The organism is Alteromonas sp. K632G (assembly GCF_017653625.1).
In the GTDB taxonomy this organism is placed as follows: Bacteria; Pseudomonadota; Gammaproteobacteria; order Enterobacterales; family Alteromonadaceae; genus Alteromonas; species Alteromonas naphthalenivorans.
The window spans coordinates 109,130-126,037 of record NZ_JAGGDM010000008.1 but is presented as its reverse complement, the minus strand read 5'-3'; the positions used below and the strand labels follow the sequence as shown (position 1 = coordinate 126,037).

At 42.4% G+C, this 16,908-nt stretch carries 17 protein-coding genes; 11 read left to right on the top strand and 6 right to left on the bottom strand.

What is annotated here, in order from left to right; genetic code table 11:
• The first annotated feature begins 329 nt into the window (after positions 1–329).
• The 5 genes from J5X92_RS09875 to fldA all read left to right on the top strand — a co-directional run bounded on the left by J5X92_RS09875 (position 330) and on the right by fldA (position 4,283).
• Positions 330–1,979 (top strand): electron transfer flavoprotein-ubiquinone oxidoreductase, encoded by a 1,650-nt coding sequence (locus tag J5X92_RS09875; RefSeq protein WP_126873555.1) that lies wholly within the window; start codon positions 330–332, stop codon positions 1,977–1,979.
• A 113-nt stretch (positions 1,980–2,092) separates the two neighbouring features.
• Positions 2,093–2,494 carry an H-NS family nucleoid-associated regulatory protein gene (locus J5X92_RS09870; protein WP_126873556.1) on the top strand — a complete coding sequence of 134 codons (402 nt, stop codon included), beginning with the start codon at positions 2,093–2,095 and terminating at the stop codon, positions 2,492–2,494.
• A gap of 123 nt (positions 2,495–2,617) precedes the next feature.
• On the top strand, positions 2,618–3,400 hold the full coding sequence (locus J5X92_RS09865; protein ID WP_126873558.1) for an alpha/beta fold hydrolase: 783 nt from the start codon (positions 2,618–2,620) through the stop codon (positions 3,398–3,400).
• 110 nt (positions 3,401–3,510) lie between these two features.
• Positions 3,511–3,729: a DUF2788 domain-containing protein gene (locus J5X92_RS09860; RefSeq protein WP_013784293.1), complete on the top strand. Its 219-nt coding sequence runs from the start codon at positions 3,511–3,513 to the stop codon at positions 3,727–3,729.
• A 29-nt stretch (positions 3,730–3,758) separates the two neighbouring features.
• Positions 3,759–4,283, top strand: coding sequence for a flavodoxin FldA (gene fldA, locus J5X92_RS09855; RefSeq protein ID WP_013784294.1), 525 nt, complete (start codon positions 3,759–3,761; stop codon positions 4,281–4,283).
• 100 nt (positions 4,284–4,383) lie between these two features.
• On the opposite strand, the gene J5X92_RS09850 is transcribed toward fldA, so the two are convergent.
• Entirely contained in the window at positions 4,384–6,390 is a 2,007-nt protein-coding gene (locus tag J5X92_RS09850; protein WP_126873560.1) for a methyl-accepting chemotaxis protein, read from the bottom strand.
• A 314-nt stretch (positions 6,391–6,704) separates the two neighbouring features.
• On the opposite strand from J5X92_RS09850, the gene fur reads away from it, so the two are divergent.
• A complete protein-coding gene (fur, locus tag J5X92_RS09845; RefSeq protein WP_057792126.1) occupies positions 6,705–7,130 on the top strand; it encodes a ferric iron uptake transcriptional regulator in 426 nt (141 codons plus the stop codon).
• Positions 7,131–7,502: 372 nt separating this feature from the next.
• On the opposite strand, the gene J5X92_RS09840 is transcribed toward fur, so the two are convergent.
• Positions 7,503–8,843 carry a gluconate:H+ symporter gene (locus J5X92_RS09840; protein ID WP_126873562.1) on the bottom strand — a complete coding sequence of 447 codons (1,341 nt, stop codon included), beginning with the start codon at positions 8,841–8,843 and terminating at the stop codon, positions 7,503–7,505.
• A 283-nt stretch (positions 8,844–9,126) separates the two neighbouring features.
• Between J5X92_RS09840 and J5X92_RS09835 the strand changes: the two genes are divergently transcribed.
• Positions 9,127–9,720, top strand: a complete 594-nt coding sequence (locus J5X92_RS09835) for an AAA family ATPase (RefSeq protein WP_208805622.1) — start codon at positions 9,127–9,129, stop codon at positions 9,718–9,720.
• A gap of 94 nt (positions 9,721–9,814) precedes the next feature.
• A complete protein-coding gene (locus J5X92_RS09830) occupies positions 9,815–10,822 on the top strand; it encodes a LacI family DNA-binding transcriptional regulator (protein ID WP_208805621.1) in 1,008 nt (335 codons plus the stop codon).
• Between the two features lie 83 nt (positions 10,823–10,905).
• Here the strand turns inward: J5X92_RS09830 and J5X92_RS09825 are convergent, their stop codons facing one another.
• From J5X92_RS09825 to J5X92_RS09810, 4 genes are all read right to left on the bottom strand, one after another.
• Entirely contained in the window at positions 10,906–11,772 is an 867-nt protein-coding gene (locus J5X92_RS09825; RefSeq protein WP_126873566.1) for a D-amino acid aminotransferase, read from the bottom strand.
• Positions 11,773–11,774: 2 nt separating this feature from the next.
• Positions 11,775–12,707, bottom strand: coding sequence for a biotin-dependent carboxyltransferase family protein (locus J5X92_RS09820; protein WP_126873567.1), 933 nt, complete (start codon positions 12,705–12,707; stop codon positions 11,775–11,777).
• Positions 12,697–13,401, bottom strand: a complete 705-nt coding sequence (locus tag J5X92_RS09815) for a carboxyltransferase domain-containing protein (protein ID WP_126873569.1) — start codon at positions 13,399–13,401, stop codon at positions 12,697–12,699. Before J5X92_RS09815 ends, J5X92_RS09820 begins: the two co-directional genes overlap by 11 nt.
• Before the next feature lie 127 nt (positions 13,402–13,528).
• Positions 13,529–14,257 (bottom strand): 5-oxoprolinase subunit PxpA, encoded by a 729-nt coding sequence (locus J5X92_RS09810; RefSeq protein WP_126873570.1) that lies wholly within the window; start codon positions 14,255–14,257, stop codon positions 13,529–13,531.
• A 65-nt stretch (positions 14,258–14,322) separates the two neighbouring features.
• On the opposite strand from J5X92_RS09810, the gene J5X92_RS09805 reads away from it, so the two are divergent.
• From J5X92_RS09805 to J5X92_RS09795, 3 genes are all read left to right on the top strand, one after another.
• Positions 14,323–15,195 (top strand): S1-like domain-containing RNA-binding protein, encoded by an 873-nt coding sequence (locus J5X92_RS09805; protein WP_126873571.1) that lies wholly within the window; start codon positions 14,323–14,325, stop codon positions 15,193–15,195.
• 41 nt (positions 15,196–15,236) lie between these two features.
• The gene (locus tag J5X92_RS09800; protein ID WP_013784307.1) at positions 15,237–15,644 is read left to right on the top strand and encodes an OsmC family protein; all 408 of its coding nucleotides are present in this window, start codon (positions 15,237–15,239) and stop codon (positions 15,642–15,644) included.
• A 185-nt stretch (positions 15,645–15,829) separates the two neighbouring features.
• Positions 15,830–16,906 carry an efflux RND transporter periplasmic adaptor subunit gene (locus tag J5X92_RS09795; RefSeq protein ID WP_208805620.1) on the top strand — a complete coding sequence of 359 codons (1,077 nt, stop codon included), beginning with the start codon at positions 15,830–15,832 and terminating at the stop codon, positions 16,904–16,906.
• The last annotated feature ends 2 nt before the right edge of the window (positions 16,907–16,908 follow it).

Below are 16,908 nucleotides of genomic sequence, written 5' to 3'. Positions count from 1 at the left end.
CTATTCCATGCTAATAAGCGGTTAAGGAAACAGCGTTACTTCACCACGCATTCTGAAACTTAAACAATGTGCTTTACGCTAACTTTGCGTTGTGGCGAAGACATTTTCAAAAGGCTAGACCCAAAATATCATTAACACCACGTTTACTTGCACAGTATTTGTGCTGCTAGTTAACGTTAACGTAAACTCCCTGCAATGTACTTACTGTTGACGTAAACGTCAACCTAGATTACCTTTCAGGACGACAATTAATTTACATGTTTTTGACACATCGCATTATTTGTTTCATCAATAGTGCACTATAAAAAATCGAACATAAGGAGCCACCCGTGGAACGAGAATCGATGGAGTTTGACGTAGTCATCGTCGGTGCCGGCCCAGCTGGACTATCAACCGCCTGCAAGCTTATGCAGCTTGCCAATGAAAACAACCAAGAACTCATGGTCTGTGTTGTCGAAAAAGGCTCTGAAGTGGGTGCACATATTCTCTCAGGTGCGGTATTTGAGCCTAGAGCAATGAACGAACTTTTTCCAGATTGGAAGGAAAAAGGCGCACCTTTGAACACCCCAGTGACCGAAGATCATATTTATTTATTGAATAGTGAATCATCATCAAAACGCCTACCAAACGCGATTACCCCTAAAACCATGCACAACGATGGTAACTACATTGTGTCGATGGGTAACGTCTGTCGTTGGTTAGCTGAACAAGCGGAACAACTGGGTGTGGAAGTTTTCCCTGGCTTCGCAGCTTCAGAGGTCATTTATAATGACGACGGCAGTGTTGGTGGTGTATTAACGGGTGACATGGGTGTTGGCGCAGATGGCCAACCCAAAGATGGCTATATGCCTGGCATGGAACTTCGAGCGAAATACACCGTATTTGCAGAAGGTTGCCGTGGGCATTTAGGTAAAGACCTTATCGAGCATTTCTCGCTTGATAAAGACGCTTCGCCACAACATTACGCAATAGGCTTCAAAGAAATTTGGGATATCGACCCTGCTAAACATCAGCCTGGTCTAGTCGTACATAGTGCTGGTTGGCCGCTAAACGACGCAACTGGCGGTAGTTATTTATACCATGCAGAAGATAATCAGGTATTCGTAGGCCTTATCGTCGATTTGAACTACAGCAACCCGTACTTAAGCCCGTTTGATGAATTCCAACAATTAAAACACCATCCTGTCTTTAAACAATATTTAGAAGGCGGTAAGCGTGTTTCTTATGGTGCCCGTGCAATTGCAAAAGGTGGCTTTAATTCTTTACCTAAAATGACGTTCCCCGGTGGCATATTAGTAGGTTGTGAAGCAGGTACGCTTAACTTTGCGAAAATCAAAGGTAATCACACGGCTATGAAATCAGGCATGCTAGCTGCTGAGTCTATTATTGAAGCTTTAGCGAAGAATGCAGAAGCCCCTGAAAGTGAATTAACTGGCTATACCGATAAATTTAAAAATTCGTGGGTATATGATGAATTATTCCGTTCACGTAATTTCGGACCGGCTATTCATAAATTAGGTAATTTCTGGGGGGGCGCATTTAATACGCTTGAGCAGAACTTCTTTAATGGTAATTTATTTTTCACCATGAAAGACGAACATAAAGACTATGCTCAACTTGATTTGGCCTCTGATGCTAAAGAAATTAGCTATCCTAAACCGGACGGCGTTTTAAGTTTTGATAAGCTTTCTTCAGTATTTTTATCAAATACAAACCATGAAGAAGAGCAGCCTTGTCATTTACAATTAAAAGATGCTTCTATTCCACTAGAAGTTAATTTCCCTAAATATGCAGAGCCTGCACAGCGCTACTGCCCTGCTGGGGTGTACGAAATTATTGAAGAGGAAGGGTCTAAGCGTTTTCAAATTAATGCGCAAAACTGCGTGCATTGTAAAACGTGTGATATTAAAGATCCTTCACAGAATATTCGTTGGGTTGTGCCTGAAGGTGCCGGCGGACCAAATTACCCAAATATGTAATTTAAAGCCATTTATCTTAAAAAATTAAAAAGCGGACTTTCTCCGCTTTTTTTTGTGCTAAATTTAATTATGATTCGCCTGAAAAATCCACTACGAAACGCAAAGGTTATTAAATGAACGAATTTTTAGATATTTTAACCCATGGAAGACGTTTACAAGGTGCTGTAAAGGAATTAAGCATTCAAGAGCTAGAAACAGTGCAAGAAAAACTTGCAAATATTATTGATAAAAGAAAAGAAAAAGCGCTTGAAGAAGAAAAAGTTGGTCAAGAAAAACGCGCCAAGCTTGAAGAAATTAAAAAACAAATGGAAGAAGCGGGTTTAAATTTCGAAGACTTACAATCATTAAATGAAGAGGCCCCTAAAAAGGTAGGTAAAAAGCGCCCTGTTAAATATAAATTAACAGATAGCGAAGGTGTTACCCACCCTTGGACAGGCATCGGTCGTATGCCTCGCGTATATAAAGAAGCTCTTGAAAGCGGAAAGTCGTTGGAAGACTATTCAGTAAACGCATAGTACTTGTGCTATAAAATGGGCTAGCGGTGAATAAATTTACTGCTACCCCTTCTTTCTATCTCTTGTCATTTTTAAATTCTCCCCCACTACTAGTCTTAATTACTATTTTTAATAGGGTATAAAGTGTCTTTGCATTTCAAATTATCCGAAGCCCAAAAAGATTCTCCATGGTTAGTGTTAGTTCATGGTTTGTTTGGCAGTGCTGATAACTTAGCAGGCGTTAAGCGTCACTTTGAAAGCACCTACAATATTATTAGTATTGATTTACCTGATCACGGACAATCCCCTTGGACTAACGGGTTTACGTTGGAAGCTGCGGTAACGGGAGTTGTTGAAATACTCGATAATTACCAGATTGATAAAGCGGCTTTTTTAGGCCATTCCTTAGGCGGTAAAATGGTAATGCAATTTGCGTTATTGAACCCTGACCGTGTTAGCCATTTAATTGTGGCAGATATTGCCCCCGTGAAATATTCACATAGTCATCAAGCAGTGTTCGATGGCCTTAAAAACGTCCCACTTGACGCGATAAGTGATAGGAAAGAGGCACAAGCCGCTCTTTCTGAATACGTTAAAGAGCCTGGTGTACAGCAGTTTTTACTTAAAAGCTTGTACCAAACTGACAGCGACGAGTGGAAATGGCGTTTCAATGTCGATGGATTAATTGCCAGTTATTCACGAATACTTGATTGGCCTCAAAGTAATTTGACCTTTCATGGGATAACCTTGTTTATTAAAGGTGCTGAATCAGATTACATTAATAATTCTTATAGGAAGGAAATTGCGAAATATTTCCCTAGTGCCAAAGCCCACATTATTGAGGGTACAGGACACTGGCTACATGCTGAGAAACCAAGTGTTTTCAATGCAATTGTGGCTCGCACATTAGAAAAGACGGCAAGTTAGCGTTATCTAAGATGCGAATGCCTATTATTACTTTTTTTTGACCCTTTTTGACTCTGCTAGGCGTATATACTGTGATATAGTTGCGCCAGATTTTTTCCAATAAAGACACTATGCTTGCAGAAAACTTTGAGCTAATTGAATCCATCATGCTGTACGGCGGTTTATTTATACTATTTGTATTGATGAGCTTTGCGGTACACGATGTCCTATCAAAAAATAACGTGCCGTTAATTGGGCGTGTTGTGACTTATGGGGTATTAGGCTTAGGGGCCATTGGTTTCCTAGCAAAAGGAATCATTGAATGGTTCTGGCTAAGCACAGGTGTATAGTAACTAGTAACGAATAATAGAGGTTTGATATGGCAAGCGTTGGCCTGTTTTTCGGAAGTGACACCGGTAATACCGAACATGTTGCGAAAATGATCCAGAAGGAACTGGGTAAACAGCTAATTGATGTAAAAGACATTGCCAAGAGCAGCAAAGAAGATATAGCAGAGTTTGATTTGCTTATTTTCGGGATCCCTACTTGGTACTACGGTGAAGCGCAATGTGACTGGGATGATTTCTTCCCAGAATTAGAAGACATTGATTTTACCGACAAGCTGGTAGCTATTTTTGGCTGTGGCGATCAGGAAGATTATGCAGAATATTTCCTTGATGCTATGGGTATGGTTCGCGATATCGTTGAAGGCCGTGGTGCCATTTTAGTAGGACAATGGCCTACCGAAAGTTACGATTTCGAAGCCTCTAAAGGTATGGCAGACGACAACCACTTTGTAGGCTTAGGCATTGATGAAGACCGTCAACCAGAGCTTACCGAATCACGTGTAAAGTCTTGGTGTAAGCAAATTCATGACGAACTGTGTTTATCTGAATTAGCCTAGTTCACAAGCTTCATGCTTATTAGTAATAAAAACGCCGCTTTTGTTAGCGGCGTTTTTGTTTGCGTTATTATTTGTTGCGATATTCACACCACAAAAAAAGTTAAAGCTGAAAACGCTCCACCGCTTTTCTAAGGCTGTCAGTTTGCGCATCTAGCATCATAGTCGACTCATTGGCTTGGCGGGTACTCTGAGCACTGGAGTCAGCCAGAGCAACAATGGTATTTAAGCTTGAGGCTACATCTGCCAGTAATACATCTTGTTGCTGAGTATCTGTAACAATATGCTCATTTATTTGGCTTAAACGAGCAATAATTTCTCGAATACTTTCAACCTGCTGAGATACTTGTTGCGTAATTTCCACCCCTTCTTGGGCTTGTTCCCTGCCCGCATTTATGGCTTTTACCGCTTTCTCAGCATCTTTTTGAAGGTTGCCTATCATAGACTCGATTTCTTCGGTCGAGTTATGTGTACGATTTGCCAAGGTGCGCACTTCATCAGCGACTACGGCGAAACCTCTGCCTTGCTCTCCTGCCCTAGCGGCTTCAATTGCTGCGTTAAGTGCTAATAAATTGGTTTGCTCAGCAATGGTTTTTATAACGTCAAGAATGCTGCCAATGCTGCGTGAGTGTCCATCTAAACGATTTATAATATCTGCGGATGCTTCAGCCTGTCGGGCTTGGCTGTCTACCTGACTGCGGTTTTGGGCAACTAGCACACTAATTTCTTCGCTTTGTGCGGTCACGGTATGCAGCGCTTCCATAGCATCATTAATTTGGCTTAAATTGCTACGACTCGTGTTTTGCACATCTTGGGTATTAGTAGAAATTACCGTGACTTGTTTACGTTGTTCATCCACACCTTGTAAGCTTTTTTCACCTAAGGCGACGCTTTCTTTAGTAATGGTAATTAAGCGTTTTTCTTGTTCTAAAATATTCCCCACTAACTCTCGCAAACTATTGGTTAAACTATTCACTTTGACGGAAAGCGCCGTGAATTCATCATTCCCTATTTCAGGTAGCGTGTGGCTTAAATCCCCTTTACTCAGTTGAGTTAACCCTTCATTAATTCTTCCAAGGGGCGTAGAGATGCTTCGGGTCGCCAGCACACCTAACGTAATCGCTGCAATCAGGCCAATCACTGCCACAACAAAGTTTTTAACTAAGTTGGTTTGCACAGATTCCAAAATCGCATTTTGACCCTCAATTGATTCAGACTGCACACTATCAAATAATGTATTAATGCTGCTTAACGCCACCTGCAACGCCGTTAATGCTTCGTCTTTTTTCGCTTGAGCTACGGCTATTTCATTTAACTTTTGTTGTTGTAGCGCCACCAAACCGTTGGTGCCGTTTACGTTTTCAATGAGTAAAGCAAATTGTTCATTGAAAGCAGCTACCGTGCCCCCATCATCAATATCAAGTGCAAGGCGGTTTAAGTAATCTTTATCTACCGTAATATTACTGATTTGATATTTAATATCGTCAATTATATTGGCCGTTTCTTGTGCATCTATACTGGCGGCAAGTTCGCTAAAAGAATCTGTGGTGGTAAGCAGCTTGTTATCGATATTCGTCCCTGCACCAATTAATGTGTCTAGGCTTGGACTGTCTGACTCTAAGTAAGACAAATCCAGCATTAAGGCGCTTGCTTCATCTGCCTCGCTCATTACTTCACTCAATTTTTCGCCCAACGCGCGTTCTATCGTGATTCGCTGCGCTAATGCTGCATACATATCATGACTATTTTCTACGTAGGCTAAACTTGCATTTACCGCTTCTACCGCAATTGGATTGCTAGGAAGAATAATAGTTAGGTTCTTGAGATCCTGCACAAACTCGTCTGATAGCGTTTTAAACTTTTGTTGATTTTGGGCCAACGCGCTGGGTGTATTTTCGTGAAAGCCATTTGCCGTAACCACAGATAAAGATAGGATCTCGGTTTTGACTTTAAGCATACTGGTTTGAGCTGGCATTTTCCGCTCAACCACGTCTTCTGCTGAACGTCTAATGTCGTTTAAACCGAAATAAGAAAGAATACTTGTGATGAGTAACAAACAACCAAAAAGGCCAAAACCTAGTTTTATTTTATTTATAACCGTTAATTGCATTGGCATAATTCTAAGCACGCGATGAAATCTACGTACCAACCTCGTTTTACCATTATTACTACAAGTTTAACAGAATGTTAAAAATATGCACTCAGAGTTTAAATAGATGCTATTAATTATTAACAATAACTGACACTTACAAACTGGTCTGTCCTCAAAAAACAAAATAGTCGACAAGATGCCACTTCAATAAAAAATTCTAATTCGTTCGAATTTCCATCGTACCGAACAAGAAACAGTAGTTTTACTTTTAAATCCTGACGAGTTACCTATAATAGCTCCATTGATAAACATCTCGTTCTCAGTAGGTTGTAATGGATCAGAATAAAGAACTTAAAAAAGCAGGTTTAAAAGTAACCCTGCCACGTCTAAAGATTTTGCAAATTTTGCAAGAACCTCAAAATCAACACATCAGTGCAGAGGACGTGTATAAGATTCTGATCGAGCAAGAGGAAGAGATTGGCCTTGCAACAGTTTATCGCGTACTAAACCAATTCGATGATGCGGGTATCTTGAATCGCCATCATTTTGAAGGTGGCAAATCAGTTTTTGAAATAAGCCACAAAGAACATCACGATCACTTAGTATGCCTAAAATGTGGCAAGGTAATTGAGTTTGAAGACGATATTATCGAGCAGCGCCAAGACATGATTGCGAAGAAGCACAATATCAAGCTTACACATCATAGTTTGTATCTTTATGGTGAATGTACAGATGGAAATTGCGAAGGTAACGATTAGTTACCGCAAAGCACTTCTGTTTAGCAAAAGCCCTTTAATGTGAATTGAAGGGCTTTTTGTTATAAACGCCAGTACTGCATAGTAATACCGCATAGTATTACCGCATAGTATTACCGCATAGTAGCACCGCATATTCACCTCCTAGTTCGCCCTCAAATAGCGTATAGCGTCTATCAATTTTCGCCCTACCGTAGCATTTAAAATAGAGCCCTTTCTGACTAGCTTCAACAAAATACACATACCACAATTATAACTGCAACCAAGAATGGAAACCGGTTTCTTCAATAAATATAATAAGTAGTCATAAAAATGAGTTTCTAGTAAGCGCTCTAAAACCAAGGTTTACTATGTGTAGCTATAGACGAGTACGTATTAAACGAACATCGCTAAGAGTAGGGTTAGCATTAGCCCCACAACGCCAATAATAGTGGCCATGCACGTCCAGGATATTAAGGTGGTTTTTACCGAAATATCGAAATAGCGGTTAATTATCCAAAACCCCGTATCGTTTACATGCGACATTGCTGTAGCTCCGGCAGCAATAGAGATGGTCATTAGCGCTAATAAAGACGGTGATAACGACAAAGCATTAACAACGGGAGCCATCAGACCAGCAGCCGTTAACATTGCAACGGTAGCTGAGCCTTGAATAATCCTGACGGAAATGGCAATAAGAAACCCAGCCATTAGCGGTGGTAAGGGTGAAAGTGCCACTACATCGGCAAAGGCTTGACCTGCCCCCGAATCGATTAATACTTGTTTGAACATACCACCCGCACCTGTCACTAATATCACGAGTGCAACTGGCTCTAACCCTTTCGATGCCACATTTCTCACTTGATCTGCGCTTAAGCCTTGGTTTATTCCGAGCCACTTAAAACATGCCAAGGTCGCGATGGTGAGTGCGATGAAAGGATGCCCAACAAAAATAAATACCTGTTTTACTATGCCGTCGGCTAGCACAAATTTCGCAATTGACCCGACGAGGATCACAACAAGAGGAAAGAATAACAAAGCGGCCACTAATGAAAACGAGGGCAATGCTTCTACTGGCCTAGCCTCGATATTTCTAATATGTTCCGGCACTGGCACTTGGATTTTTTTGGCGATATAGGAAGCGTAAATTGGGCCTGCAATACAAGCACATGGCACGCCAACGATAAAACCAAATAAAATCACTAGTCCAATGTCGGCATTTAATATAGATGCTACGGCTACAGGCCCTGGCGTGGGGGGAATAAAGGCATGGGTAACCGCAAGCCCTGCTGCTAAAGGAATGCCATAATAAATTAACGACTTACCGGTTTTTTGCGCCATTGAATATATCAGCGGCATTAATATAATGAGTCCTACCTCAAAAAATACCGGTATCGCCACAAGGAAACCGGTTATAACCAGTGCCCATTGGCTATTTTTTTCACCGAACTTCTGCTTGATGGTTAGCGCTAATCTATCCACACCACCCGACTCTTCTAGGAATTGCCCGAACATTGCGCCTAGCCCCACTATGGTAGCAACAAAACCAAGTGTATTTCCCATACCACTTTGCATGGAATTGAGCACTTCTGTGGCGTCCATTCCCGTGCCTAGTCCTACAAAAGCTGCTGCGATAATAATGGCAATAAAGGCATGTACTTTTCTAGCAATAACCAAATAGGCCAGCAGTACAATGCTGACTATGGCGAAAAAAAGAAGCGAAAAGGTATCTGACATGTTTCTTCCCTATAAACCTGCACTTAAGTCTGTACTTGAACCTGCAGTTACCGGCTCGTAAAATTCTGAAGTACGTAATGAAAATTCTTATTATCTAGTAAACAGAGAACACCCAGGCAACCCGTTGTTATTCTACGCAACACCACGTTAACAAATTACGCATTCGCCGTAACAATATTATAAAGAAACCTTGAACGCAACCGGTTTCCAACTTATGATTATTTTAAATAAGTCATCCTAGTGTTGAGCACTTTCCTTAGCATTGAGTTAAAAAGGTAGTTAAATGACTGCAAATACCGTTTTCTTTATTACTGGCGTTTCAGGCACAGGGAAATCTACTATCGGCGAGCGTGTGGCTTCTGAACTGAGACTTGTTTTTGAGGAAGGTGATAGTTATCACCCTGTGGCTAGCGTAGAAAAAATGTCTGCTGGGATTCCGTTAGAAGATGCCGACAGATGGGACTGGCTAACGCATTTGAATAAAATAGCCAAAGATCATTTGGCGAATGATCGAAGCGCTATTATTTCTTGTTCAGCGCTTAAAGCATCCTACCGAGCATTATTATGTGAAGGGCTAAGTGAAGGGCTTAATAAAGAGCTAACAGGAAGGCAAGCTGAAGAGAAAAAAAATCCATTAGCTAAAAGCGTTCAATCGAATGTAAGGTTCATCTACTTACATGCCTCTACCGATACCATTGGCCAAAGGCTTAAACAAAGACAGCATTTTTTTGTGGGCGATGATATGCTCAAAAGTCAGTTTGCTACCCTTGAAATACCAAATAAAAATGAGGCTTTCTTTGTGGATGTTTCACAAAGCATCGATGAGGTGGTGGCCAAATGCAAGACGTTTATCAGCTCAGTGATAGATGCTTCATAGCCCCTAAATTTGACGCCTTTTCAAACGAGAGTATAACGCCCCATTACAGTGAAATAAGTAAACTGTGCAACAATAATAAAAATGAATCTACCTTATGAAAAATATTAAAAAACGCACAACCATTTCAGACATCGCCGCACATTTAGGTATTCACAAAACTACGGTTTCTCGCGCCCTTAAAGATTCAAGTAGCATCTCAAAAGCGTTATCACTGAAAATAAAGAAAGCGGCTAAGGATTTAAATTACATTCCTAACCGCGCCGCGCAGAGCTTATCTATACAAAACAATAAAACGCTTGCCTTACTACTCCCTTCATTTGGAAACAATGTTTTTAACGAGGTAGTTTCAGGTGCAAAAACGGTTGCAGATGAACTTGGTTATGCCTTAATGATAGGTGACTCTACCTATTCAGCGTTAGGAGAGGAACGAATTGTTGAATCCTATATTCAACAAGCGGTTTCGGGTTTTATTCTCACTTCTAGTCGTCATACTGACGAAACCGTAAGAATGTTAAAAACCACCGATGTGCCGGTCGCGGAAATTATGGATATGTCGGAGTCTACGTTCGACATCAATTATGGCGTAGATCATTTCAATGCGGCAAAAGCAATGACAGACTACTTGATAAACGAGAAAGCCAGAAGGAAAATCGCATTTTGTTCGCTGCAGCTAGACTGGCGTGCCGTACTTAGAAAGCGGGGTTGGGAACAAGCGCTTTACAATGCACGTCTTCAAGATGATATGTGTCTTCAATCACGCGCTGATGCCTCATTTCAAGCAGGCGCAGAACTGCTTGCAGAATCGCTTCACAAGTGGCCAGACTTAGATGCCGTATTTTTCGTGAGTGATGAACTTGCAGCGGGCGCCGTAATGGAATGTAATCGCAGGGGGATCAAACCTGGAAAAGACATCGATATATGTGGTTTCAATGACTTAAGTTTTGCGAAAGCTATTTACCCTTCCCTTACCACGGTATTCACACCGAGAAGAGAGATGGCTGAATTAGCCACCCGCGCATTGATATCAATTATTGAAGGTAAAAGTGTAAAAGAAACAAGTAAAGTATTTCCCTATGAGATTAAATTTAGGGAAACTGCTTAGGTATTTTTGCCTGCATGCGCTTCCCTATCCTTCAATGTAAATTACGTTATTGTAAGCCAGCCTTTAAGTTTTAGCCGCTAGGCCTAAGCCTCAAACTTATAATTGTGATAAGCCTTTATGGCTTTCTCCCACATCTGCCCTACTTCACCGCTACCAATAGTTTTACCATCAACTTCAACGACAGGCGCAATTTCTTTGCTTGAAGAGGTTAACCACACTTCATCTGCATTGAATAAATCTTCCTTAGTAAACCACTTTTCTTCTACTGCCAAACCCGCTCGGTTAAATGCTTCTAACGCTATTTGACGAGTAATTCCAGGTAACAGCTGGTTATCTAATGGTGGGGTAAAAATGGCATTATCTTTTACCATAAACACGTTGCAAGAACTCGCTTCAGTGATAATACCGTCACTGTTGTGCAGAATAGTTTCTTGCACACCACTATCTACCCCCGCCTGAAAGTGCATCACATTACCTAACAATGACGTTGATTTGATATGGCAACGCTGCCAGCGCTTGTCTTCTTCAAGCGCCACCTTAAAGGGCTTAACATTGGCTGCTTCTAACGGTTGAGCTGGCGCAATTTCAAAGGCAAAACCAAATACGGTAGGCGTAATATTTTGCGGGTAGGCATGATAACGCTTGGTGTCCGTTCCACGACTAATATGGAAATACACGCCAATGTTTCCGCTTGGAAAATGGCTGGCATTGGCGTCGATAAGCCCGTCTAGATTTTGCTGCCACTGCTGTGCACTGTATGGGTTAGTAATAGAAATAGCCGCCAAGCCATCGCGCATTCTGCTTAAGTGGCCGGTCATCCCTACCGCTTTACCGTGGTAAGTAGGAATAACTTCGTAAATACCATCACCGAATAAAAAGCCTCGGTCCATGGGGGAAATTTTAGCTTCTGATAACGGCATGAATTCGCCGTTTAAAAATGCAATGGTCACTCTTATTCTCCTGTAAGGCGAAATCGTTTTTGCCAATTTAATAAAAATGCGGCGCGGGCATCATCGTAATGCTGACTCATGAAGGTAACAGTTTCCCCCGGCACGGCTTGCGCTAAACGATTAACATCAAGCAAACTTACACTGCCAAGCTTTGGATAACCGCCTAAGGTTTGTCTGTCTCGCATCATCACAATAGGTTGTCCGTCGGGCGGAATTTGCATCGCACCGATATGTATAGCCTCAGAACGCATTTTAGTCATATTGCTATGTATGGGTGAACCAGACAGTCGATAGCCCATACGATTAATATTTGTTGTTACCGTATACTCGTTTAAAAACAAACGCCCTTTTTCAGAAGCGCTAAACTTGTCTTCTTGGTAGCCTAAGATAAGCGCTAAGGGCTGACTCAAGTCGTATTGCGGCCAGTGCTTCGGTGCTAAAGCCCTGTGAGCACTTTGTATTGTTGGGGTTTCAATATTGATGGTATCGCCACCCCCTAACGGCGCGCCTTTATTTTCAAGGCCGCCTATACCTTCGCGCAAGACCGTGCTCGCACTGCCTAGCGGTGAAGGCACTTGCCACCGACCGTGTATTGCAAGATAGGCCTTACTGCCCATGTGTTCACTGTCAATAGATACCCGATCACCCGCTTTAACAAAGATAGTTTCAAATGGAGAAACAGACTGTTCATTTACTAGGCAAACCACACTACGACCCGTGGCAGCAACTTGCGCATCGGTATCACACACAAATTTTGCGCACCCTATAATTTCAATACAGGGCGTACCTTCTTGGTTACCGGCCAAATAATTCGCCCACCAATATGCTTCTTCATCCATAGGGCCTGACTGACAAAAGCCTTGGTGCTGTTTACCTTGCCGACCGTTGTCGATAATTAGGCTCAGCAAACCATTTTGTTCAACACTAACCTTCATGCAAGTCTCTGAATTCCTGTTCTGAAATGGGCGCGAACTTAACATTGTCACCTACTTTTAAAAGCGCGTTATGGCTAGTGTCCACTAAATTCAGTGGGCATAAACCTAACAAGTGCCAGCCACCAGGCGATGACGATGGGTAAATAGCAGTTTGCGCGTCGGCAATCGCCACTGCCCCTTTAGGTACCTTATTTCGTGGCGTTTCTAATCTAGCGCACTGTAAGGTTTCGGGCACATTCCCCATATAAGCAAAGCCAGGGGCAAAGCCCACGGCGTAAACTTTGTAAGTCATGCTAATATGAGCATCAATAATATCCTGCTCACTTAACCCCGTTTTTTGGCTTACCAACGCTAAGTCGTTAGCCGGCTCTGCCCCATACCACACAGGTATTTCATGAGTTTTTGCGCTAATGCCGCCAGTACCATTGATACTCATATTCGCATCTTGTGCTGCTAGCGAGCGAAGCATCTGATAAACAAAGTGGCTATCCACTTTATGAGCATCAAAAACCAGCAGCAATGAGTCGTAGGCTGGAACACATTCTTTTAGCCATGGAAACGTCATGCTCGTAATGGAATGCAACCAATGCTGACATCGCGCATTGGCAACATCTACCGTGTCGCCCGCGAAGTACAAAAGTATGGCATCTAAGCCAGCAGGTACTATCTGCTTAATATCCCCAAAGGGATGCATAGTAATATCCTTAATAAAAAGGGTGAAATTATGGCGACGTTAAGGCATTTACGTGATTTATTAAGTAAAAAATGAAATCACTTGGTGTTTTCTTCTACTTTGTAAATTCCTTATACCTTTGAGCCACCTATTTCATGCATTCACGAATTTGTTGTGCAATCTCGACAGCACCCGCGGTATCGCCATGTACGCACAGTGTGTCAGCCTGCAATGGCAGTCTTTGCCCGCTAACGGTGACAACTTCACCATCTTCAATCAAAAGCTTCGCTTGGGTTAGCGCTTCTGCGGCGGTTAACACCGCGCCTTCTTGTGAGCGGGGCTGCAAAAAACCTTCATCGGTATAGCGACGATCTGAAAACGCTTCGAATATTAACGTCAATCCATATTCTTGTGCTTCAAGCACCAAGGCTTCATTGTGTGCGTGAGATTGCACCATCAACCCCAACCGGCCTTTGTTAATACTCCCCACAGCTTGCATGACCGCGGTACGCACTTGAGGGTCAAGCATCATATCGTTGTATAACGCTCCATGGGGTTTCACATAACTCACTGGCACGCCAACAATACTGGCCATACCCATCAATGCACTAACTTGATATTGAACACAGGCTATCAGTTCTTTTATTGGCATAGCGAGACTTCGACGCCCAAACCCTTGTAAATCGGGATAAGAAGGATGCGCGCCTATTTCAACATTACTGTTTTTAGCCAGATACAGCGCTTGTTTCATCACTACGGGATCACCGGCATGAAAGCCGCACGCAATGTTAGCTTGGTCAATAAATTTCATAATGTCGGCGTCTACAGGCATTTGCCATGCACCGAAACTTTCACCTAAATCGCAATTTAACTTCATAAGTGTTTAGCTCTTAACCTCAATCCGATATCATGTTACCTGTTCTTTTTTAAAAGTCAGTGTTAATGATAAATATTGGAAAAATTAATACATTAAAAGTGGTCGCCGAATATCCGTTTGGCTATGCGCTAGCACCACTTGCCGATAATGTAGATGAAACCGACTACAGTAGTGAAGATATGCCTACTGTAACCTTACCTCACGACGAAGTAACCACGCCGCTGGAAGTGGAGCAAACCCTAGATGTGTTTGTGGCTACCGATCAACGAGGCGATTTGTTTGCTACCTTGAAGCCACCGCGCATACAAGTGGGTGAAACCAAGGTACTCAAAGCGGTCTCGGCTACCCACTTCGGTGCATTCTTCGACTGGGGCCTAGAGAACGACTTACTCATTCCCGCCGATTATCAAGAATCGCCTATAGATCCCGGCATGTATTACGTTGTTCACGCTTTCTTTGATGAAAAAACAAATCGAATTTTAGGTGCAACCCGTTTGCACTATTTCCTTAAAGAAGGCAGCGCCTATCTTAGCGAAGGTGAAAATGTAAGTTGCTTGGTTTATGCCAAGTCAGACTTAGGCTTTAAAGTGGTATTGAATGAAAGAGCCCTGGGCTTAATATTTCATAGCGATGCATTTAAACCACTTAAAGTAGGCCAATCTACCGACGGCGTAGTCAAAACCATCCGTGAAGATGGCAAAATTGATGTGGTGTTGCAGCGTCATGATAAGGAAACCCGAGATGCCTTGCAGCAAGCCATCTTAGATGATTTGGAAGCCCACGGTGGCATTTCAACACTCACGGACAAAAGTCCGCCCGATGCTATTTACCAGCATTTTAATGTGAGTAAAGCCGCGTATAAAAAAGCATTAGGCGCGTTGTACAAACAAAAGAAAATCACCATTGGCGCAGATGCTGTTCGTCTTACCCAGTCGTAAGCAGGCCAGTCGTAAGCAGGAAGTAATAGATAGGAAGTACAATGAAAGCTCAAGTTTCATGGGATAAAGACCTCACTTTCACCGGTACAACCGACAGTGGGTATAAAACCGTCATGGACGGTAGTGGAAATGCAGTATCACCAATGGAATCAGTATTGTTAGCCGTTGGCGCCTGTTCCAGTATTGATGTGGTAGACATCCTTAAAAAGGGTCGTCACGAGATTGAAAGCTGTGAATGTGAATTAGAAGCCGATCGTGCTGATGACGCCCCACGGGTATTCACAAAAATTCATGCTCACTACACAGTGGTAGCAAGCAGCGTGACCGAGAAAGCATTAGCACGTGCAGTACAACTTTCTACCGAAAAGTATTGCTCAGTAATGTTGATGCTAACCGGCAATGTGGAGATCACCACCAGCTATACTTTAGTTGAATCCACACACAATTAGGCTAATACGCCACCTATTAGTGTAAAGGGCTATCAGTGATTGATGGCCCTTTTTTATTTCCCCACCAAAAGCAAGCTAACCACCTGATTATTAACATATAAATATCTTCTTACACTTACTGGCATGGTTGCTGCTGTTAGTTGGTAATAATCTAATAATTAACGACAACAATCAGGTATTTGACCATGGACGCTTCGTTTAACACTCTTCGCACACTGTCCCTTACCGGCGGCATACTTTCTTTATCTTTGCTATTAGGCGCGTGTACCGACGCCGATGCGATAAACCCCACAGAAGAAATTTCTGAAACGGTGATAGCCATACCGGTAGAAGCCGCTGCAGTAACCAATGGTTCAATCAGCTCCACGTATACTACTACCGCTATTTTGGAAGCAAGAGAAGAAGCGTTTGTGGTAGCACGAGCGTCAGGCATTATTGAACAGATAGTGGTAGAAGAAGGTGATTACGTTGAAAAAGGCCAAGTGCTTGCGCAACTAGATAAACGCAGATACGAACTTAACCTTGCGAAGGCAAAGGCAGATTTAACTGGTCTTGAGCGTGAGTTAGATAAAGTAAACAAAGTGTATTCTAAAAACCTTATCAGTGTAGATACCTACGACAAACTGACCGCTCAATATGAGTCAGCTAAAGCATCGGTTCATCTTGCTGAACTAGATTTAAAAGAAACCACCATTACTGCCCCTATCAGTGGATTTATTGCTTCTCGTAATGCCAAAGTTGGTAACCTGACTGAGTCTTTCCAACGAGAGCGCATGTTTCATATTGTTCAACAGCAGAATTTACAAGGTGTGGTGTATTTACCTGAAAACGAATTACAAAATGTGGCGGTAGGTCAACCCGCCACCCTTATTGTTGCTGCACTAGGTAATAAATCGTTAACTGCGTCTGTCGAGCGAATTAGCCCCGTTATTGATGCTGCCACTGGAACATTTAAAGTCACCCTTGCGGTGCCGAATGAAAAACACGTATTAAAAGCGGGCATGTTTACCGACGTGGCCCTCGAATATGCACTCCACAATAGCGCTACGCTACTTCCACGTCGTGCCCTTATCACGATGGACAATCAACATAGCGTCTTTGTTGTTAAAGACAACATAGCCACAAAAGTCGATATTGTTACTGGCTTTGAACAAGACGAAATGATTGAGGTGTTAAGCGGCTTACAAGGTGACGAGAAAGTCGTTACCGCTGGCCACCAAAACTTAAAAGACCAAGCCCCTGTAGATGTAGTCAACGGCTAAGC

What these genes read in the sequence shown, in the direction of transcription:
- J5X92_RS09870 (WP_126873556.1), top strand. Translation starts at nt 2,093, where the DNA reads ATGAACGAATTTTTAGATATTTTAACCCATGGAAGACGTTTACAAGGT.
- J5X92_RS09860 (WP_013784293.1), top strand. Translation starts at nt 3,511, where the DNA reads ATGCTTGCAGAAAACTTTGAGCTAATTGAATCCATCATGCTGTACGGC.
- fldA (WP_013784294.1), top strand. Translation starts at nt 3,759, where the DNA reads ATGGCAAGCGTTGGCCTGTTTTTCGGAAGTGACACCGGTAATACCGAA.
- J5X92_RS09850 (WP_126873560.1), bottom strand. Translation starts at nt 6,390, where the DNA reads ATGCAATTAACGGTTATAAATAAAATAAAACTAGGTTTTGGCCTTTTT.
- fur (WP_057792126.1), top strand. Translation starts at nt 6,705, where the DNA reads ATGGATCAGAATAAAGAACTTAAAAAAGCAGGTTTAAAAGTAACCCTG.
- J5X92_RS09840 (WP_126873562.1), bottom strand. Translation starts at nt 8,843, where the DNA reads ATGTCAGATACCTTTTCGCTTCTTTTTTTCGCCATAGTCAGCATTGTA.
- J5X92_RS09835 (WP_208805622.1), top strand. Translation starts at nt 9,127, where the DNA reads ATGACTGCAAATACCGTTTTCTTTATTACTGGCGTTTCAGGCACAGGG.
- J5X92_RS09830 (WP_208805621.1), top strand. Translation starts at nt 9,815, where the DNA reads ATGAAAAATATTAAAAAACGCACAACCATTTCAGACATCGCCGCACAT.
- J5X92_RS09820 (WP_126873567.1), bottom strand. Translation starts at nt 12,707, where the DNA reads ATGAAGGTTAGTGTTGAACAAAATGGTTTGCTGAGCCTAATTATCGAC.
- J5X92_RS09815 (WP_126873569.1), bottom strand. Translation starts at nt 13,401, where the DNA reads ATGCATCCCTTTGGGGATATTAAGCAGATAGTACCTGCTGGCTTAGAT.
- J5X92_RS09810 (WP_126873570.1), bottom strand. Translation starts at nt 14,257, where the DNA reads ATGAAGTTAAATTGCGATTTAGGTGAAAGTTTCGGTGCATGGCAAATG.
- J5X92_RS09805 (WP_126873571.1), top strand. Translation starts at nt 14,323, where the DNA reads ATGATAAATATTGGAAAAATTAATACATTAAAAGTGGTCGCCGAATAT.
- J5X92_RS09800 (WP_013784307.1), top strand. Translation starts at nt 15,237, where the DNA reads ATGAAAGCTCAAGTTTCATGGGATAAAGACCTCACTTTCACCGGTACA.
- J5X92_RS09795 (WP_208805620.1), top strand. Translation starts at nt 15,830, where the DNA reads ATGGACGCTTCGTTTAACACTCTTCGCACACTGTCCCTTACCGGCGGC.